The organism is Paenibacillus sp. FSL K6-2441 (assembly GCF_037964765.1).
Taxonomy (GTDB): domain Bacteria; phylum Bacillota; class Bacilli; order Paenibacillales; family Paenibacillaceae; genus Fontibacillus; species Fontibacillus phoenicis.
In genome coordinates, this window is the sequence record NZ_CP150174.1 from 4,371,021 (window position 1) to 4,391,386 (window position 20,366).

Annotated in this window: 17 protein-coding genes; 2 read left to right on the forward strand and 15 right to left on the reverse strand. The window is 55.0% G+C overall.

Going from position 1 to position 20,366, the window contains the following annotated elements; all coding sequences use genetic code 11:
* Positions 1-102: 102 nt before the first annotated feature.
* From cobA to nirB, 4 genes are read right to left on the reverse strand one after another with little or no spacing between them, the layout of a single operon-like run.
* Entirely contained in the window at positions 103-876 is a 774-nt protein-coding gene (gene cobA, locus NSQ80_RS20150) for a uroporphyrinogen-III C-methyltransferase (protein WP_127575225.1), read from the reverse strand.
* Positions 873-1,745 (reverse strand): formate/nitrite transporter family protein, encoded by an 873-nt coding sequence (locus NSQ80_RS20155; protein ID WP_028540337.1) that lies wholly within the window; start codon positions 1,743-1,745, stop codon positions 873-875. Before NSQ80_RS20155 ends, cobA begins: the two co-directional genes overlap by 4 nt.
* Positions 1,746-1,804: 59 nt before the next feature.
* Positions 1,805-2,119: a nitrite reductase small subunit NirD gene (gene nirD, locus NSQ80_RS20160; RefSeq protein ID WP_339300606.1), complete on the reverse strand. Its 315-nt coding sequence runs from the start codon at positions 2,117-2,119 to the stop codon at positions 1,805-1,807.
* 22 nt (positions 2,120-2,141) lie between these two features.
* The gene (nirB, locus tag NSQ80_RS20165; protein WP_036644158.1) at positions 2,142-4,580 is read right to left on the reverse strand and encodes a nitrite reductase large subunit NirB; all 2,439 of its coding nucleotides are present in this window, start codon (positions 4,578-4,580) and stop codon (positions 2,142-2,144) included.
* 489 nt (positions 4,581-5,069) lie between these two features.
* On the opposite strand from nirB, the gene NSQ80_RS20170 reads away from it, so the two are divergent.
* Both NSQ80_RS20170 and NSQ80_RS20175 read left to right on the forward strand, forming a co-directional pair.
* On the forward strand, positions 5,070-5,675 hold the full coding sequence (locus tag NSQ80_RS20170) for an ANTAR domain-containing protein (RefSeq protein WP_316011086.1): 606 nt from the start codon (positions 5,070-5,072) through the stop codon (positions 5,673-5,675).
* A gap of 30 nt (positions 5,676-5,705) precedes the next feature.
* Positions 5,706-6,785 (forward strand): anthranilate phosphoribosyltransferase, encoded by a 1,080-nt coding sequence (locus NSQ80_RS20175; RefSeq protein ID WP_009223579.1) that lies wholly within the window; start codon positions 5,706-5,708, stop codon positions 6,783-6,785.
* A 100-nt stretch (positions 6,786-6,885) separates the two neighbouring features.
* Here the strand turns inward: NSQ80_RS20175 and NSQ80_RS20180 are convergent, their stop codons facing one another.
* The 11 genes from NSQ80_RS20180 to NSQ80_RS20230 form a co-directional block, all read right to left on the reverse strand.
* Positions 6,886-7,869, reverse strand: a complete 984-nt coding sequence (locus NSQ80_RS20180; RefSeq protein ID WP_339300609.1) for an aldo/keto reductase — start codon at positions 7,867-7,869, stop codon at positions 6,886-6,888.
* Between the two features lie 158 nt (positions 7,870-8,027).
* Complete coding sequence (locus tag NSQ80_RS20185) at positions 8,028-9,050, reverse strand: endo-1,4-beta-xylanase (RefSeq protein WP_339300611.1); 1,023 nt, start codon at positions 9,048-9,050, stop codon at positions 8,028-8,030.
* A 65-nt stretch (positions 9,051-9,115) separates the two neighbouring features.
* Entirely contained in the window at positions 9,116-10,075 is a 960-nt protein-coding gene (locus NSQ80_RS20190) for a carbohydrate ABC transporter permease (protein ID WP_260070190.1), read from the reverse strand.
* 2 nt (positions 10,076-10,077) lie between these two features.
* Positions 10,078-11,043 (reverse strand): ABC transporter permease subunit, encoded by a 966-nt coding sequence (locus NSQ80_RS20195; protein ID WP_260070189.1) that lies wholly within the window; start codon positions 11,041-11,043, stop codon positions 10,078-10,080.
* Between the two features lie 80 nt (positions 11,044-11,123).
* Complete coding sequence (locus NSQ80_RS20200; RefSeq protein WP_339300613.1) at positions 11,124-12,827, reverse strand: sugar ABC transporter substrate-binding protein; 1,704 nt, start codon at positions 12,825-12,827, stop codon at positions 11,124-11,126.
* 130 nt (positions 12,828-12,957) lie between these two features.
* Positions 12,958-14,487 (reverse strand): response regulator, encoded by a 1,530-nt coding sequence (locus NSQ80_RS20205; protein WP_260070187.1) that lies wholly within the window; start codon positions 14,485-14,487, stop codon positions 12,958-12,960.
* Between the two features lie 16 nt (positions 14,488-14,503).
* Positions 14,504-16,300, reverse strand: a complete 1,797-nt coding sequence (locus NSQ80_RS20210; protein WP_260070186.1) for a sensor histidine kinase — start codon at positions 16,298-16,300, stop codon at positions 14,504-14,506.
* Between the two features lie 18 nt (positions 16,301-16,318).
* The gene (locus NSQ80_RS20215; RefSeq protein WP_323078104.1) at positions 16,319-17,893 is read right to left on the reverse strand and encodes a helix-turn-helix domain-containing protein; all 1,575 of its coding nucleotides are present in this window, start codon (positions 17,891-17,893) and stop codon (positions 16,319-16,321) included.
* Positions 17,894-18,073: 180 nt separating this feature from the next.
* Positions 18,074-18,709 carry an alpha/beta hydrolase gene (locus tag NSQ80_RS20220; protein ID WP_339300616.1) on the reverse strand — a complete coding sequence of 212 codons (636 nt, stop codon included), beginning with the start codon at positions 18,707-18,709 and terminating at the stop codon, positions 18,074-18,076.
* Entirely contained in the window at positions 18,706-19,659 is a 954-nt protein-coding gene (locus NSQ80_RS20225; protein WP_323078105.1) for a ring-cleaving dioxygenase, read from the reverse strand. The genes NSQ80_RS20220 and NSQ80_RS20225 overlap by 4 nt, the downstream gene beginning before the upstream one ends.
* 35 nt (positions 19,660-19,694) lie before the next feature.
* Complete coding sequence (locus tag NSQ80_RS20230) at positions 19,695-20,333, reverse strand: nitroreductase family protein (RefSeq protein ID WP_009223568.1); 639 nt, start codon at positions 20,331-20,333, stop codon at positions 19,695-19,697.
* Positions 20,334-20,366: the final 33 nt, after the last annotated feature.

Below are 20,366 nucleotides of genomic sequence, written 5' to 3' on the forward strand. Positions count from 1 at the left end.
AAGCCGATTTTCCTCAAAATGAACTGCACTTTTGCAGTTAGTCTATAAGCAAGGGATAGTGGGGCGGTAGTAAGTTAGCAACCACCCATGACCTCCCTCGCTTCACGACCCGTAGTACACCTCCGCCTGATGCTCAAACAACTGCAGCTGCTCGCGGACGCGCACCACCTCGCCGACGACGATCAGCGCCGGATTGCTCAGCTTCACGGCGGCGGCCAGCTTGTGCATGTCGTCCAAGGTACAAGTGAACGTGCGCTGCCGGCAGGTCGTGCCGCGTTCGATCAACGCCACCGGCGTTGAAGCCGACTTGCCATGGCGGAGCAACTCCTCGCGGATGGCGCCGATTTGGCTGACGCCCATGTAGATCGCCAGCGTGTCGACGCTATGCGCCAGCAGGTCCCAGCGGATCGGCGTCTGATCGCCGTGGCAGCGGCTGCCGGTCACACAGGCGAACGAGGCGGCCGCCCCGCGATGCGTCAGCGGCACGCCGGCGGAAGCCGCCGCGCCCAGCGCTGATGTGATGCCGGGAATCACCTCATAGGGGATTCCCGCAGCGGCCAGCGCCAGCGCCTCCTCCCCGCCGCGCCCGAAGACGAACGGGTCGCCGCCCTTCAGGCGCACGACCCGCTTCCCGTCCATGGCGTAGCGGATCAGCCAGCGCTCGATTTCCTCCTGCGGCATCGCGTGGCGTCCCGGCGCCTTGCCGACGTACACCAGCTCCGCGAACGGCCCGGCGTATGCCAGCAGCTCTTCACTGACGAGGCGGTCATACAACACGACCTCGGCTTCCCGCAGCCGGTTCATCGCCTTGACCGTGATCAACTCGGGGTCGCCGGGTCCCGCTCCGATAATACTTACCATCCCGGGGTGCTTCATAGGCGTTCCCCTGCCACGGACAACGCGCGGCCATCCGGCTCAGCCATTTCCGTTCCTGCAACCTGCGCGGCTACTCCGCGCCGCAAGCTGCCTTTTTGCGCCACATACAGCATCAAACCGGTGAACACGACGCCGCCCAGGAAGTTGCCGATCAAGACAGGAATTTGGTTCCACAGCCACCAGTCGGCCATACTGACGTCCGCTCCCAGCATCATGCCAGCCGGGATGACGAACATATTCACGACCGCATGCTCGAACCCTTGTGCAAAAAAGATCAGGATCGGCAACCACATCGCTGCGATTTTGCCTGCCGTCGACTTCGAGGTCATCGCCATCACCACGCCCAGCGTAACCATCCAGTTACACAGAACAGCCTTGATGGTGACCAGCGCGAGACCGCTGCCGCCCATCTGCTTGTAAGCCAGCGTCTTCGCTTCGCTCGTCTGGATCAACATCTGCACAAGCGGGTGGGACAGGTCCGTGCCCATTTTCGTAATCGTCAGCCCATAGAGAACAGCATACACAGCACAGCCGATGAGATGCCCGAGGATCACCCATCCAAAGCTGGACAACATCCGCCCCGGCGAAGCCTGCCGTTCCATCACAGCCAGCGGGATCAAGGCGAAGCTGCCAGTGACAAGCTCCAGGCCCAACAGGACGATCATCACAAAGCCAACCGGGAAAATCACCGCCCCCACGATCCCCAGCGAGGTCTGTTGCGTCGCGGTAAACGCCAAGGTGGTGGCGAACGCCAGGATCGCTCCGCCCAAAAATCCTTTGACCAGCAACTGCAGAATGCTGAGGTTGGCTTTATTTTTCCCGGTCTCAATCATGCTCCCTAGTACTTCTCCTGGTTTGACGTAATCCATGGTTCGTCCACTCCTTTATTCGCACTGCGATTCTCTATACGCTCTATACGCCCTATACGCTACAGTGAAATATATATAGCTCCGGTCGCTTCATCCACTTCGATCTCACAGACCGTGACCTCCCCATGGTCGGGCTCTTGGACACGTCCGCTCCGCAGATTGATCTTCCAATCGTGCAGGGGACAGTGCACGGCTGAACCGCACACCATCCCTTCTGACAACTTGCCGCCTTTGTGCGGACAGCGGTTTTCAATGGCGTGAACACTGCCGTCGCTGAGGCGGAAAATCGCAACCTCCTTCCCCTCAACAAACACCGTACGTGAACCAAGCCGATCAATGTCGTCCAACCGTGCCACTTGAATTTTAGTTATCATGGTATCTGCCCCCCAAAAAAGATCACGAATTTTGCAGTTGTACGTCTTGCAGCGGTTCGAAGTTTTTACGCAGCTCCTGGTTTTCAATAATTTCTTTCCACGGGTCTGTCGTCCGGCTTAAGGTGTCTTGAATCCGCTCAGCCAGTGCTTTCCGTTCATCGGCTTGCTCCAACACTGCCTTGATGGCGTCCAATCCTACCCGCTCAACCCACTGCGCTGTCCGTTCGTTCCAGCTGGCTTGCTCACGGTAATGCTGCAAGAACGCTGCGGTCCATTCGACCACTTCATCTTCGGTCTTCACTACGCAGAGCAAATCTGCCGCCCGAACCTTCACACCGCCGTTACCGCCCACATAGATCTCCCAACCGCCGTCGATAGCCACAACGCCAAGGTCCTTAATCGTGGCTTCGGCGCAGTTCCGCGGGCAACCCGATACCGCCAGTTTAACCTTGCCGGGGGTGTTCAGGCGTTCAAACGTTTTTTCCAGCTGAATGCCCATGCTAATGGAATCTTGGGTCCCGAACCGGCAGAACGTGGAGCCGACGCAGGTCTTCACCGTCCGCAGCGCCTTGCCGTACGCATGACCGGACGGCATATCGAGCTCCTCCCACATTTTCGGCAAATCTTCCTTCTTTACGCCCAGCAGGTCAAGCCGCTGTCCGCCGGTGAACTTCACCATCGGCACTTGGTATTTCTCGGCAACCGCCGCAATTCGCTTGAGTTCAGCCGGTGAGGTTACACCGCCGTAAATCCGAGGCACCACAGAGAACGTTCCGTCCTTTTGAATGTTGGCATGGTAACGTTCGTTGGCGAAGCGGGATTCTTTCTCATCCACATACTCAGCCGGCCACAGCATCCCCAGGTAGTAGTTCAACGCCGGGCGGCACTTCGAGCAGCCCTCCGGCTCGCGCCATTCCAGCACGTTCATCACCTCGTGCACACTCTTGAGCCCCATCTCCTTGATGCTGGCGACAATTTCGTCACGGCCCAGCGGCGTACAGCCGCAGATGCCTTCCTTCACCGCTTTGACATCGCCTTCTGCATATAGATGCAGCAGTCCCTCGACCAGCGGTTTGCAGCCGCCGCAGGAGCCGGACGCCTTCGTGCACGCTTTGATCTCGCCGACGCTGGAGCAGCCGCCCTTCACCGCTTCGACGATGGTGCCTTTGGTGACGCCGTTACAGCCGCAGATGATTTCGTCGTCCGCCATTGCGGCCAACCGGGCATTCGGGGACGAGGCCCCTGCCCCGGCTTGACCCGGAGTAAACCCAAGCAGCAGCTCCTTCTCTTTCCCGGCTACGGATTCTCCGCTTTTGATCTTAGCAAATAACGATGGGCCGTCCGTTGTGTCGCCGAACAGTACCGCGCCGATGAGCCGATCGTCTTGCAGGACGATTTTACGGTACGTGCCCTCCAGTTCGTCTTGAATGCGCAGCGAGCGCGTGCCTGGCGCATCATTGAAATATCCCGCAGAAAAAACATCTACTCCCGACACCTTCAGCTTCGTCGAAGTGACGGATCCTTCGTACGCGGCGGTTTCGACACCAGCCAGCCGCTTGGCCAATACACTGCCTTGCTCATAGAGCGGGGCCACCAGCCCGTAGGCGATGCCGCGATGCTCAGCGCATTCCCCAACGGCATAAACCCCCGGTGCGCTGGTTTCAAGATAATCGTTGACGATAATGCCTCGCGCCACATTAAGGCCTGCCTCTTTTGCCAATTCAATGTTTGGTTTGATGCCGACGGCCATCACAACGAGGTCCGCTTCCAACCGGCTTCCGTCTGCAAATTCCAGCCCCTCGGCCCGCCGTCCGCCGTAAATGCTGGCTGTTTGCTTTTGCATGAGGAACTTCATGCCTTGCGCTTCCAGCTCATGTTGCAGCATCCGCGATGCCGGCTCGTCGAGCTGACGCTCCATCAAGTAAGGATGGATATGCACGACGGTGACGTCCATGCCGAGATTAAGCAACCCGCGGGCCGCTTCCAGGCCTAAGAGACCGCCGCCGATCACCGCAGCTTTTTTATGTTTGCGGGAGGCCTCCATCATCAGCTCGCAGTCCTTGATATTGCGGAACCCGATGACGCCATCCTTGCGTGCCCCGGGAATCGGTAAGATAAATGGATTGGAGCCCGTGGCCAAAATCAATGCGTCGTATTCTGCTTCTACCCCGGAGGCCGATACGACCTTGCGCTTATCGGTATCGAGCCGAACAACCTCATCGCCCAGATAGAGGTTGATGTGATTTTCCTCGTACCAGGCCAAATCGTTAATTACAATCTCCTTCATGTCTGCCCCGCCAGCCAACACCGAAGACAGCATAATCCGATTGTAGTTCGGATACGGCTCTGCACCGAAGACCGTAATCTCGTACGCCTCCGGAGCCAGCTTCAGCACATGCTCCACCGTGCGGATTCCCGCCATCCCGTTACCGACCAGCACCATCTTTTTCTTTTGGTTCATCTCCATCTCCCCTTTTCCCAAATTACCAAGAAAACACAAAAAGCCTGCTTCGCCCCTAGAGACACGCAGCTACACCACGTGATTTCTACGGATTGCGAAGACAGGCTCCATTGCCGCTTCTAGCGGGCACCCCATTGTACCCAGCATGATTACGATCGAATTTTTGAATAAACAAATTTGAATCAAGTGTTGAGTTGACATTAACTATAAAGGAGGTTGGAGGTTATGTCAATATACATTACATAAAATTGTGTGATTAAAATTTTTATGTCAGTTTTCATTACATTTGTATTGATTTTTCAGAAAAAAGGCGAGAAAATACATTTATCCTTTAAAATTTGAAATGTGATGTAAGGTTTTCTTTCCTCGCTGCAATTTCGCAGTTGCAGTTGTTGAAGTTATTCGTGTATCTCGATCCTTTATGACTTTAAAGCTAAACACCGCTTGGATTATGAAACAGATCGTTATGGATAGGAGGGATCCCTCTCGATGCGCTTCTTATTGGTCATTCGCGAAGCCGGTTTACCCGGGACTGCCTCGACAGATCCCCTGAAGTCTTTGCCCTTGGCTGATCCCGAAACCTTCCTCAAAACGAGCGGGTATCAAGTCTTCGCCTCCTGTCAGGAGCCGCAAATTCGCAAACGGATCAAGGAGGTTGACGCTGCGGTGCTGGATATGCCGCTTGAGGGGATGCAGCGCTGGGGCAACATGCTGCTCAAGTGGAAGCCCCTCCCGCTCCTCTGGTGGTGTAGCCCCGAGACGGCAAGCTCCTCATTGGAGGCATGTGAGACAGAGGTCCCCGTTGACGGCCTGCTCTCCCCGTCCATGACGGCATCGGAGCTGCATTGGGCGCTGCATTTCAGCGCTAGGCATTTTTTTGAGAGGCAAACCTGGCAGAATGAACGGGCGCAATTGGTCTCCCGGCTGGAGGAACGGAAGTGGATCGACATGGCCAAGAGTATCTTGTGCGACGTGAACAAAGTGTCCGAAGCCGAGGCTTACGACATGCTGCGCAAGCGGGCGATGAATGAACGGAAACGGATGGTGGATGTGGCGACTTCGGTCGTCAAAGCCCATCAGCAATTAAAATTTTGAACCGATCTTACAAACAAAGGGGGGCTCCCGATGACGATGACAGAAATCCTGAAGGAAGTAGGACGAGGCAAAAGAGGCGCCCGCGACTTGACCTATGAGGAAGCAACCGAAGCCGCCGAATTGATGATCAGCGGCCAAGCGACTCCGGCGCAGATTGGCGCCTTCTTTATGGCACAGCGGATCAAGCTGGAGAGCGTGGCGGAACTGAAAGCATTTGTGACCGTCTTTCGCAAACATGCCCGTCGCTCGCCGATTCCTCAGGGACTCGACTGTGCCGGACCTTATGACGGCCGCACCACCTCCTTTATGGCGACGTTTGCCACCTCCTTTCTGCTGGCTTCAGGAGGTTTACCCGTCACGCTGCACGGCACCCCGTCGCTCCCGCCCAAGTGGGGCGTGACCCTGACCGATCTGCTTGACGAGTTGGGCGTGGACAGCCGCTTGATGGAGTGGGCGCCGGCAGCCCGCCCGGCAGACTTCTCCGGCGTCCGGTTCGTGCCGTCTGAGGTCTGGTGCCCGCCGCTGGAGAAGCTTCGTCCGATCCGCGAAGAGCTGGGTCTGCGGACGATCTTGAATACGATCGAGAAGCTGCTGGACTTCAGCGATTCGCCTTATTTGGTGTATGGTGTATACCATAATACTGTGTTCGACCGGATGGCCCAGCTCATCGAGCAGCTGGATTACCGGAAAGCGTTGATCGTCCAAGGGGCACAAGGCTCAGAGGACCTGTTTATCGATCGGCCGACCCGCACCTATGTGGTGGGCAACGGTGAAGCGAAGCTGAACATTATCGATCCGGAAACGTACGGGCTGGACACCCCGCTGCCCGAAGAAGACGATACCGCCTGGAACGCAGCCAAACAGCTGCACGTTACCGAACAGGTGCTGCAAGGGCAAGCGCACCCGGCTTACGTAAACCAGGTGCTGCTGAACGGAGCGGTTCGCCTGGAGCTCGCCGGGCGCGTCGATTCGATCGAAGAGGGCATTTACACCTGCAAGGCCCTTCTGGACGACGGCAGTCCATGGGCGACTTACTGCAGTTGGCGCGACACGCTGCGCTTGGAGCAATCGGCCGCCGCAGAACGCGCAAAAGCCCCCCATCAAGCCTGATTTCAAGGCGAATGATGGGAGGCTTTCTCGAATCATTCACCTTATTCCCGGGAATCACGCCAATTTGATGGCCACGCTCGGTGAATAAGGGGATTTCGCTTTAATACGCCCCGCGGATATGCTGCGCAACTTCGTTTTGGTAGAAGTTGGCCAGCCGCTCTAACTCTTCCTTGCTGAAGGAAGGCACGTCGATCGCGCCGAGGTTGTCCTCGACCTGACGCACGTTGCGGAAGCCGGGGATCACGCAGGAGACTTGCGGCTGGTCCAGAATCCAGCGCATCGCCGCGCGGGCCATGTCCCCGCGGCCTTCCGCGATCCAGCTGAGCTGCGCTGCCAGCTCGACACCTTTGACGAACGGCAAGCCTGCAAACGTCTCACCGACGTTGAACTGCTCACCGTTCGCGTTAAAGTTGCGGTGATCGTCGGCAGCAAACGTCGTGTCCGGCGTGAATTTGCCGGTCAGCAGGCCGCTGGCCAGCGGAAGCCGCACAAGGATGCCCACGCCGGCTTCCTGCGCCTTCGGCAGCAACTCTGCGAGCGGCTTTTGGCGGAACAGGTTCAGGATGACCTGCAGCGCCTTCACCCCCGGCACCCCCAGGCAGAACAACCCTTCCTCCACCGTCTCTACGCTCACGCCGTAGTGGCGGATTTTTCCCTCCGCCTGCAGCTTGTCCAACACTTCAAATACCCGGCCGTCCTTCAACACGGACAACGGCGGGCAATGAATCTGATACAGATCGATACGCTCGCGCTCCAACCGTTTTAAGCTGGCTTCGCAATAAGCCCGCACCCGCGCTTCGGAATACGTCTCCAGGTCATGAATATCGCCAGCGCGGCAAAATTTTGTCGCGATATAGATCTCGTCTTCCTTCCCTTTGGTCGCTTTGGCAAGCAGACGCTCCGCATGTCCGTCGCCATAAACGTCCGCCGTATCGAAGAAATTGACACCTTCTCCAATCGCTTTATCCAAGCCCTTCAGGGCCTCGTCATCATTCGTGTTGCCCCAGCTTCCGCCGATGGCCCAAGTGCCAAAGCTCACCTCGCTGACTTGAAGACCCGTGTTACCAAGCTCCCGATATTTCATCGATTCTCCTCCTAAGGTTCGATAGGTCTAATCCGAAATAGGTTCAACATACTTCAAAAGAGGCCCTTCCAACCAGAAGGGCCTCTACCATTTTACACCGAAAACGCCACCAGAATAAAGCGTTTTCCGTTATCGTTGTTTTCCCCCATGCGCTGCCTTTATGCCCGCTGCTCCGCAGCCAGGGCCGCAACGCGATGGAACGCCTCCTTCGGCTGGTGCTTGGCGTCGAACAGAAACGGCCAGTTCTTGCGGCCGCGCACCGGAAAATCGTCCAGCCAGGTGTAATCGTCCGCCGCTCCCCAGAAGGTGACTCCGCTGATGACGTCACGATACTCCAGCAACAGCCGGAATACGGCCTCATAACGTTCGGCCTGCCGCTCCAGCATCGCCGGCTCCGGCGCAGTCAAGTCGGTTCGCCGGTCATCGAAGCGGAACATCGAGAGATCCAGCTCCGTCAACTGCAGCTGCAGCCCAAGCGAAGCATACTTCTCGATCGCCGCCTTGATCTCATCCAGCGATGGATCGTACAGGTTCCAGTGCGCCTGCAATCCGATCCCATGGATCGGCACCCCTTGCTCCAGCAGCGATTGGACGAGCGTGTAAATTTTATCGCGTTTCAGAGGGTTCGATTCGTTATAGTCGTTATAAAACAACAGCGCCTGCGGATCGGCTTCATGCGCATATTCGAACGCTTTGGCGATAAATTCATGTCCCGCGATTTTCGTCCATTTGGAAGTGCGCAGCAGCGCTTCCCCTTCGTCCGCGATGACCTCGTTGACGACGTCCCAGGCGTAGATCTCGTTCTTGTACCGGCCCACAACGGTATGAATATGCTCCCGGAGCCTTCCGAGCAGCACCTCCTTGCTTACCCTCCCGCCTTGGCGATCCTGGAACAGCCAATCGGACGTCTGGTTATGCCATACGAGCGTGTGTCCCCGCATGGCCATGCCGTGCTCTCGGGCGAATTCGACCAGCCGGTCCGCCGCCTCGAAGGTATAGGTTTGCTCCTCCGGATGCACGCTGACGAACTTCATCTCGTTCTCCGCAGTCAGGCTGTTAAAATGATAAGCCAGCAACGCCTCCTGCGTCCGGATCGTCGTCGGATTCACCGCCGCCCCGATGTTGAAGTCCGCCGCAAACAGCTCCTTTAATGCCGGTACGGAACTGAACGTTGGATTCATGATGGATCCCCTCCTCTGCCACGCTGGGAAAATACTCAAACGAGCGGTTCACGAAATAAAAACGATTATTCTTTGACACTCCCTACATTAAGGCCTACCACGAAATATTTTTGCATGAAGGGATATACGAGCAGGATCGGAACAGATGCCACCACGGTAACCGCCGCCCGGATCGATAACGGAGTGACCATGGAAGCCGCCGTATCCTGGGTCATGCCCGCCCCGTTGGCAACGGCCGGATTGCTGTTGGCATTCATGCTGGAAGACAGCAGTTTCATCAGCTCATATTGCAGGGTGCTGAGCTCCTGTCTCGAGGACGTATACAGGAACGCATCAAACCAGGAGTTCCAGGCCCCTACGGCCACAAATAACGCGATCGTCGCTAATACCGGTTTGCACAGCGGGAAGATGATGGACCAGAAGATTTTGAAATCGCCTGCCCCGTCAATTCTCGCCGACTCCACCAAGCTCTCGGGAATCGTGCCGATATACGTCCGGATGACGATCAAGTTAAATGCGCTGATCATCGAGGGAACAACGTAAACCCAAAACGTGTTGATCAAATGCAAATCCTTCATCAGGAAATACCCTGGAATCAACCCCGCATTAAAATACATCGTAAGCACGAAAATCAACGTGATCGGCTTGCGGAACACATATTCCCGCCGACTCAGCGTATAGGCGAGCATCGTTGTCAGGAAGATGTTCAGAATCGTGGACAACACCGTTCTCGCCACCGAAATCAGGAAGGCATCGTAGATCGTGCCGGAGACGAAGATCGCCTTATAGTTCTGAAGCGTAAATTGTCTCGGCCACAGGTAGATCCCGCCGCGGATCGTATCGTTCCCCGCGTTAAACGAAACCACGATGGTGTTCAGAAACGGATACAACGTCACGACGACGAGAAAGATCATGAAGATGGTATTCAGTGTATGAAAAATCACCGGCTCCACCTTGCCTCGTCCGACCCGTCTTTGCAAAGCAGCAGCAGATACTCGCTCTGGGGTGATCGTTTGGTTTGCCATCTCTATAACAGCCTCTCTTCCCCTAGCCGTTTGGCGATCCAGTTCGCGAAGAGCAGCATGGTTACGCTAACGACCGTTTTGAATATCCCGCCGGCGGTTGCCAGGGAGTAGTTGCCTTGGGCAATCCCGTATTTCAGCACGAAGATATCAATCGTTTCCGCCCAGTCAACCACCAGACCGTTCCCGAGCAGGTATTGGACCTCGAAGCCGGCTTCCAGAATATGACCGATGGACATGATCAGCAGAATGACAATCGTTGGCTTAATGCCGGGAAGTGTGACATGAAGCATCTTCCGGTATCGGCTGGCTCCGTCGATATCCGCAGCTTCGTATAATGCCGGGTCAATCGCCGCCATCGCAGCCAAATAAATGATCGTGTTCCAGCCAACCTCTTTCCAGACATGGGATGCACCAACGACACCCCAGAAATACTTGCCTTCGCTGAGCCACAGGATCGGCTCCTTGATCAGATGCAGCCGCATCAGGACGTCGTTGACGATGCCATCGGAAGCAAGGGAGGTCGCGACGATCCCGGTGACGATGATCCAGGACAGGAAGTGCGGAAGATACGAGATGGTTTGGACGGTTCTTTTCCAGAAAATCTTCTTGATTTCATTCAGCAGCAAGGCCAGAGCGATTGCGGTGACAAAGCCTAGCACCAGGTTGATGATACTCATTCCCAGCGTATTGCGCAGCACCCGAAGGAAGCTGTCGTCCGTAAACAGGAACTTGAATTGCTTGAACCCGACCCATTCCTGCTGGCCAAAGCTTCTTGCCGGCTTATAATTTTGAAACGCCATCGTCCAGCCCCACACCGGGACATAAGCAAACAATATAATATAAGCCAATAACGGGACCGACATGAAGATCAACTGCCGTTGACTCTTGATCAGGGACCAGGTTATTTGCTGTTGTTTTCGTTTTTTCGCTTTCGGGACGGCGTGTTTTTCCATTAAGGTCTCATCCATAATTTGTTCTCCCCACAAAGCCTAAGATTTCGAAGAATGGAAGGCTTGGATGCCTTCCATTCTCCGCTTGAATCCCTGGATTATTTTACGGTCCAGTTGTCAATTCTCCATTGCAACACTTCGTTGATGCGGTCTTCATAAGCTTTAATGTTGAGCTTGTGGATTTCTCCCACGTATTCATCCCATACCTTGTTGAAGTCGGCTGGGTCAGCCAAAATTGCTTTAGGCAGATATTTCGTAGACAGATCATTTTGTTTGGTGTTCACTACCTTGGCTTCCGAACCCTCCACTAAGTCAACCGACCATGCCGGATAATAGATCGGGTTCTCTGGAGCCGGGCTGAAGAAATCGACATAACTGTTGTATCCGTACGCTTCAAGGAACTTCTTATCATATTCCTCCAGCGAAGCTTTGTATTCTTCCGGTTGAGCGGCGGCATCCGTCGCATTGCCGTCACTGAAATAACCTTGCATTTTCGGGCTGAAGCTATAAAGCGTATCCGCCTTATTGGCCAGCTTCCAAGTGGCATCCGTAAACCGGTCGCGTTGTTCCTGGGTTTTCATAAAGCGGCCCTCTTCGTTCACGATGTAGTCTTCGCCTTCGATCCCCCAGGAGAGGATTTTTTGCCAATCTTCTTGAATCAGGCGATCCCACAGCTTCAGGATCTTGATCGCTTTTTCCTTACCGGCATTTACGCTGATCCCAAAGCCGTTGTTCAAATTCAGCGCCGGGCGGTCAAGATAGTAATCTTTAATGCTTGTATCATAAACCAGCGGCAATCCCACATAGGTTCTTTCATGTTTGTCCGCCGTAATCAACACGTTCTCCGCACTTTGGAAGTTCCAGTGTTGATCGAAAAATCCGAGCACCGTGCCGCTGGAAATTTTCGCTTGATATTGGTCATAGTTCTGCGTAAACGTCTCTTTATCGATCAAACCTAAGGCGTTCATTTCATTCAGCTTCTTGTAGTACCGCATCGCATAATCCTTGTCGGCGAAAATCTCCGCTTTGCCGTTATTCACGACAACGCCGCCGTCATTCGGGTGTCCGATCAGATGCTGCGGCGCATTAAACAGTCCCCAGTTTCTCCAGTCATAGTTCAGAATTTCGAAACCAATCGTTGGGCTGCCATCGATCGTTGGGTGTTTCTCCTTGTACTTGATGAGCAGATCAAAATATTCATCAAGCGTTTTGACTTGAGGATATCCTGCCTCCTCCAGCACAGCCTTTTGGATCCAGAACGCCGGGCCCGAATACCAGGTCGTGCTGACTTCCCCGTTATAAGCCCCGTAGTTTGGCAGGATGTAGATATGGCCGTCGTTCGGGTCCTTCATCATGTTCCAGTACTTCTCATAGTGCTTCTTCAAATTCGGAGCATGTTCTTCAATCAGGTCTTCCAAAGGAATATAAGCGCCTGCCGCCGTCAACTTCGTATTGCCGGTCATAATATCGGGATAATCGGAGCCCGCGATCATAACGCCAAGCTTCTGGTTAATATCCCCGGCAAGAAATTCAAATTTGAACGTGACGCCCAGCTCATCTTTAATCTTCTTGTAAATCTTGTTGTCCGGCGTCGGCTGTTGGCCGGCTTCACCGATAAACGCAGTGATTTCAAACGGTTCGACTTTATCTCCGGCATTGTTTCCTGTAGTGGCTGGATTGCCGGTGTTGGTTTCGGCTGTGGTAGCGTTGTTATTACCGCTGCCGCATCCCGCTAGGATGACGCTGAGCGATAACAGCAGGATGACGCTGAGCCGGAGCATTGATTTGGTCTTGCCCCCCATGTAAAGCACCTCCGTAATGATTTGTTGATGTTCAAGCTTTTTTGAAAGCCCTTTCACCAACTTATCTTTAATTCTAAAAGCGCTACCCAGCCGCAACTAGTTCACAATTAAAGGTTCAACCTTCAAAATTTCAGTTCCTGTTTCGGTATTCGTTAGGCGACATTTGCAATCTTTTTTCAAATTGCTTGAGAAATTGGCCATAGTTCGCGTAACCCACTCGCTCGGCCACCTCGCCGTTATTCAAGCTTCCGTCCCGGAGCAGCCTGACGGCTTCTTCAATGCGATAGTTATGGATCATTTCGTTAAAATGAACGCCGTTCTTCTTCTGCAGCAATTGGCCTAAATAGACCGGATGAAGGTAAAACACCTCTGCCAGCTTCTTGATCGTCAATGGCTCGCGGTAATGCTCCCGGATATAGGCGTTGATGTCTTGGATCACCCCTTGGGACCGTTCGGTTTTGTCCTTCAGGAGCCAATCGATGCATTCCATCCCAAACGCATGGATACGGTCCATTAATTCCCGCAGGGTTGGTGCCGCCGAGGCCATGCCGGGAATATCGTATTTGCTCTGCAGCTCCGCCGCCTTGTCCGGGAGTTCCTCCAGGTGTTCCACCATCAGGTAAGATAAATGAATCACAAATTTACGTACGATGTCCGGCGTAAGGTAATGTTCACGGAACTTATGCTCCGCCTCGGACAGACCTTCCTCCAAGCCCGCTTTGTCCAGCAGCTGGAGCGCCCCCACGATGCGATCCGCCAGCTCCGTTTGATCGTACTGGCGGTGGAACTTCAGCGCGGCCACGTTACGGTATACCCTGATCCCGGCAGGGCCCTCCGCATAAAACTGATGCTGCATCGCTATCTGAGCCTGGCTGAACGCTGCTGCAATCTCTTGCAGGCTTGCCACGCCCTGACCCGCGGATGCTACTGCTCCGAGACCGCAGCACAGGCTCTCCAATTCGCGTATCCGTATAGCGCCGTCCGGTCCATCCTCCCCGGGATGAAATCCGTACACCAAGACCAGGCCGCCATAGTCCAGATCGATGAAATACATCGCTTCCCGCTCCCCGGCATAAGCTGCAACTTGCTCCCGGGCCTCGGCGACGCTGCAGCCTCTAGGCTGAATGAGGCAAACATTCCACACCTCCCGAAGGCTCGAGAGCGCAGCGATCCGCCCCGCATCCATGGGAAGCCCCGGCGAGGGGTGGATCAATCCCTTCAGCAGGCTGACCGTTTCCTCGTAGGAGGCGATTCGGTTAATGCGCTGACGCTCCTGTTCCTCCGCCAGCTCCTCATAAATCGCCCCGAGCTCTTCGGCAGCGATCTCCTCGTCAATCGGCTTCAGCAAATACCGGGTGACGCCGAAGCGGAGTGCTTTTTGCGCATATTGAAATTCACTGTACCCGCTGACGATCGCAAAGCTGACCTGCCGGGAATTCTGCTTCTGCCACGCCTCGATCATTTCCAGTCCGTCCATCCCCGGCATCCGCACGTCGGTGACGACCAGATCCGGCTGCAGCTTGCCGATCTTCTCCAGCGCCTCCGCGCCGTTGCTGCTGGTCCCGCAAATTTCAAAGCCCAGCTCCGGCCAGTTGATCCACAGCTGCATCCCCTCTAAAGCTGCCGGCTCGTCATCCACCAATAACACCTTGAATCTCATGGCTATTCCCTCCCGATTAATCTTCCTGGTGTTGAAGCAGTTTGACCGGGATTTCGATGCATACTTCCGTCCCTTGTCCCGGCTTGCTGTTGATGTTGAAGCGAACCTGATCGTTGTAGTACAACTCAAACCGGCGATACACATTGCGGATGCCGATGCTGTTCCCAGGCGTGTTCTCACTCCGTACGGAAAGCAGGATTTCCCGCAGCTGCTCCGGTTCGATGCCTTTGCCGTTATCCGAAATGACGATGCGAAGCCGGCCGTCTTCCACGCGGGCTTTGACGGCGACGAGCCCGGTGCCCTGCACCGCCTGGATTCCGTGCTTGCAGGCGTTCTCGACCAGCGGCTGGATGCTCATTTTTGGAATGGTATAATGCAGCGCCTCCTCCTCGATGTCGAAGACGTACTCGAATTTGTCCCGGAAGCGGAATTTCTCGATTTTCAAATACATGTCGATAAACCGAATTTCCTCCTCCAGCGTGACAAGGTCCTCCTTCCAGCGGAGCAGCCGGCGCAGCAGCCTGGACAGGTTTTTAATGATGTCCGTAACATCGGAGTAGTTATTTTTCGTACAGACAACCAAAATCGCGTTCAGCGTATTAAACAGAAAATGAGGGTTCATCTGACTCTGCAAGAAGTTCAGCTCTGCCCGCATCCGCTCGGCTTCGAGGCTCTTCTGCTGGATTTCCAGCTTGTAAACGTTATTGATCAACGCGTTGATACGGGCGGTCATCATGTTAAAGTTGCGGATCAAGCCGCCGATCTCATCGCGTCCTTCATCGATGTTGATCAAATCGAACTTCTCGTTGGTGACCTTCTGCATATGGCGAGACAGCCGCTTTACCCGGTAATGGTAAGATCGGAGCATCACGTAGATAAAGAGCGACGTGAATAAAGTGATCGCTGCCGCCAACATCCCGACGAACAGGCGCATATCGAGCATCGCCTTCGATACCCGGGTTCCCTGCGGAATCCCGATCAGCCGCCAGCCTTTCACATATTTGGCATTGCCGATGGCAACGGACACTACGCCCTTCTCCCGATCCTCGGCAGACAATTCAAGCTTGGGATAACCGACGCTTGCGTCCTGCCGATAGCCGCTGTCCGCCGACACGATGATTTCATCGTTCCCGTTGACCAGATACAAATCCAGGTAGTCCCGCTCCCGGACGATCACGTCGTAAATTTTGCTGAGGTCAATGTCGATCCTTAGCAGCTTGTCGAAGGTGTTATAGGAATCGTAGTAGTCCATCTCCTCGATCACGCTGAAATAAGACTCGGTATTCGCCCGGTTAAAGGCTTGAGAGGCACGGTACGCAGCGACGACCACCGGGTCGGACGAGCTGCTCCAGATCCGGTACCATTCGCTGTTCTTCACCTCATCATCGATCAAATGATAATTGCCCCCGGGGACGATCGTCGGATTGGTCGTGTATATCCCGATCCGCAGAATCTGATTATTGACCGGAATGTAGCTGGTAACCCGATTGCGCAGCTGCTCATCAAACGTTTCGTAAAAATCGACCGGGTCCGAGTAGGTCCGATCCATCTTTTCATACAGCGTCTTATCCGTGTTCAGGGCATGACTGACAGCCACCCCGCCGTCGATAAAATCATGAATGTCCTTTCGGGCACGCTCCATGGAAATCTCCAGGTTCTGCTTCTCGCGTTCTTTAATAAAACCGGTCATCCGCCCCATAAACATCAGGTTAATGACCAGGATCGGCAGCAGTACGCCAATCAAGTAGATCAGCAAAAATTTCGTCTTCAGCGGAATATCGTTCACTTTTCCCCGGAATCTCCATCTTCCCATGCTCGCACCACCTTGGGCTTATTCGGCCGATCTGGACCCTTCCACTTTCTTGGAGCCGTCATTTTGAAACTCGGATTTGTAGGCAGAGGGCAGCATACCGATCGACTGTTTGAATTTGCTGATAAAATAGTCCGTATTCGGATACCCCACCTGCAGCGCAATATCGGAAATTTTCATCGAGGTGCGCTTCAGCAGGCGTTTGGCCTCTTCAAGCCGTTTCTCGTTGAGATATTCGTTGAAGCTTTTGCCCGTTTCTTTTTTGAACACCTGCCCCAAATAGGTCGGATTCATGTGAAACTTCTTGGCGAGGGTTTGCAGCTTCAGCTTGCTGCGGAACTCCTCATCTACGTACTGAATGACCTGAAATACCGTGTTATTCTCGTTCTTCCGACGCAATCCGGCCAGCAGCAACGAAGCCTCCTGGCACAGCCTATGAAGATACTGCCTGAGCGCCAGGTAGTCGCTGATGCCGTTCGAATCCCCTTCGTCCCCCTGCATGCGGACCATAAAGGCGTCGGCATCACCGCCGGCTTTCTTGATCCTGCGGCATAACGTCAGCTCCATATTGGCTGCGAAGGCCCGCATGGTTTCCACGCCGATCTGGCTGCAGGCAAGTGCGCCAAACACCTCTTCCACCGCCGCCCCCGCTGTTCCGGGATCCCCTTGAAGCACGGCGTCCAGCAGCAGCTCGACCTTTCCCTTCAACACATCCTCCGTACTCTGGAGCTGCGGGTGATGGCAAGGCAAGAAGAAGCCAGTTCTCCCCTTCTCACGCTTCGCTTTGACGGTCTCCATCGTTTGCAGATACAGCTCCCGGATCGAGCGGATCCCCTTCCCGGCGCGGCTGACGGCGATCACTGCCGGCGAACCTATCTCCGAAAGCTCACTGCTGATCGCCAGTCCCATCTCTTCGATACGCGGCTGCGGTATTTCATCTGTCCGAATAATCATCCCGACCCGGCCTGAGCCGTCCAGGAAGGAACGATCCGCATCCGCAGGTTTCGAGAAATAACCAAGCACCCGCTGCTTTAGAGCTTGCGGATCAATCCCGGCGTCGAACAGCATACACCGCAGCTCCGGCTCGCCCCCGAGCTGAAGCGCGGCTGCCGCCTCCTGCTCCAGCCGGGCGCCTTCTTCCCCCTGAATCAATCGGTTCAGGAGGTTATTTTTAAACAACGTCTGCTTCCTTAGCTTGGACTGCTCCATTTCCCGCTCCTCGGCGATCATCTGACCGAGACGGTCCAGAATCGCCCCGAACTCGTCTTCGTCAATCGGTTTTAGCAGATACTCCGCCACCCGTTGCCGCATCGCCGTAAGTGCGTAGTTAAAATCGTCGTATCCGCTTAAAATAACGAACTTAGGGGGCCTTGCGAGCAGCTGTTTACTCCGTTCAATCAGCTCCAAGCCGCTGATGACGGGCATATGGATATCCGTGACGACCAGCTCAGGCCGCAGCTCCTGCATCTTGGTTAAGGCCTCCGGACCGTCCAGCGCTTCGCCGCAGACTTGAAAGCCGTGCTTTTCCCAATTCACCATAGTTCGAAGACCTTCCAGCACCCAAGGCTCATCATCGACCAGAAGCACTTGCAGCATGACTGCCATCCCTCCCCTTTTACGTAAATTCCATGCATCTATAGTTCAACCAATATCCTCCATGTAAGCGCACACATTTTATGCTAGCATAAAACCTCTCATTTGTGGGCACTTAATTTATCCAACAAACAAAGGCAGTCCAGAGCGATGTGCTCCGAACTGCCTTTGATGATACCTGTCTTATTGGTTCAGCAGATGGTCCTGAAACCACTCTGCCGCAGCCTGAACCTCGGTTTCGGTCAACTGATGTCCATAGGGCTCCCAATGCACATGCACTTGGGCACCCGCACCTCTGAGCACCCCTTCCAGTTCCTCGGTTTCTTCCGGCTTGCACATCGCGTCATTCCGCCCCGCCCCGATGAAGACAGGGATTCCTGCCATCTCCGGCAGCGGCACGCCCCGCCGCGGGACCATCGGATGGTGCAGAATAGCCCCGCTTAGTGCGGCCGCATGGTGGAACAGGAGGCTCGCTGCGATGTTTGCTCCGTTCGAATACCCCACCGCAACGATGCGGCTCCGATCGAAGCCGTAGTGCGCCGCCGCCTCGTCCAGGAAATCGTGCAGCTCCTTCGTGCGCAGCACCAGATCCTCCTCGTCGAACACGCCCATCTCCAACCGCCGGAAGAAACGCGGCATCCCGTTCTCCAATACGTTCCCCCGGACGCTAAGCACTGCCGAAGCCGGGGAGATGATTTCTGCCAATGGCAGCAGATCCCGCTCCGTGCCGCCGGTGCCGTGGAGAAGAAGCAGTGTAGGTGCCGCCGCTTCACCGCTGGCCGTTAGGGTCCCCGGCTTGAAGATATGCTTCAGCTTCATCCCTGCAGATCCTCCTTCAGCGCCCGGACTTCAAACGGGGTCAGATTTTGTTCGATCAGTGCACGGTGCGGTTCATACCAAGCGGGAAGCATCAGCTTTTCACCCAAATGCTCCGGCGACTCGTCATTGGCGAACCCTGGCGGATTCGTGGCAATTTCGAACAAGATGCCGCCTTCCTCCCGGAAATAAAGCGCGTGAAAATATTGCCGGTCAACGATTGGCGTCGGATGGTAGCCGTGCTCGGCAACCCGAACTCTCCATTCTTCATGTTCCGCGAAGTCCCGGGCTCTCCAGGCGATGTGATGCACCGTTCCGGCTCCGCCCGCGCCGTATTCCATCGACTTGACGTTTACATCGATCACGTCGCCAAGGTCACCCTCGGCTTTAAAACGGGTATAATCGCCCTCTGTGCCAAGCTTCTGTAAGCCCATGACGGTTTCGAGCAACGCGGCAGTTTTCTCCGGGGCCATGCTGTAGAGCACCGCGCCGCCAAAGCCTTTGATCGCCTTGTCGGTTGGAATGCCGCCAAACGACCAAGTGCTTAGCGGACCGGTAGCGCGTTCCACCAGCTCGAGCTGGAGTCCGTCTTTGTCACGGAAATGCAGATAGGATTCACCGAATCGGCGGGTTTCGGTCGTGGAGATGCCGAATTTGTGCAGACGCTCCTGCCAGAACCCCATTGTGCCAACCGGTATGGCGAAGGTAGTGACGCCGACCTGGCCGCCGCCAACCCGGCCGCGCCGAGCCCCGGGCGTCGGGAAGAAGGTCATAATCGTTCCCGGATTCCCATCCTCATCGCCGAAGTACAAATGGTACACCTCCGGGGCATCGAAGTTGATCGTTTTTTTGACCAATCTAAGCCCCAGCACTCCTGCGTAAAAATCGACATTCGCCTGCGGATCGGTAGCAAATGCGGTAATATGATGAATCCCTGAAGTTGGATGTACCATGTGTAGCTCCTCCTTGTTTTGGGTGATAAGCATGCTCAAAAACGGTTAAAGCTGACGAACTCGCCAACCGGCTTACGGTAGCCGCGCGGACGGAAGCTCGAGCTGTCTTCTTTGCCGATCGCTATCAGCATCACCGGCACGTAATTGTCCGGAACGTTCAGCAGGCGGCGCATGGCGTCGGGATCAAACCCGATCATCGGGCATGTATCCCAGCCGCGGTCCTTCGCGATGAGCATCATCTGCATGGCCGATAGGCTGGCGCTGCGAATCGCCTCATCCCGCATAAACGCTTCGCCCCGGCTTTCATAGAACCCGATCGTATCCGACACGAGCATGTCGTACTCCTGCTTGCTGAGAACGCCCAAATTCAGAAGGCCTTCATTCATCATCCCGACATCCTTATGGGCATCCAATTTTCCCAGCACCAGGATCACCGCGGAGGCAGTTCGGACTTTATATTGCTTGGCCGCAGCCTCATACACTTGCTCCTTCAATTCGGGATCCTTCACCACCACATAATGGGTATGCTGCAAGTTAAACGCCGACGGCGCGAATTTCGTAAGATGAAAGATTTCTTCCAGTTCCTTGTCTTGGATTTCTACACCCGGGATAAATTTATTCGCCGACCGGCGGGATTTGATAACCGTGGTAAAATCATGCTCATGCGAATTCATCGATAACTTCCTCCTCAATTAAACCTTTATTGC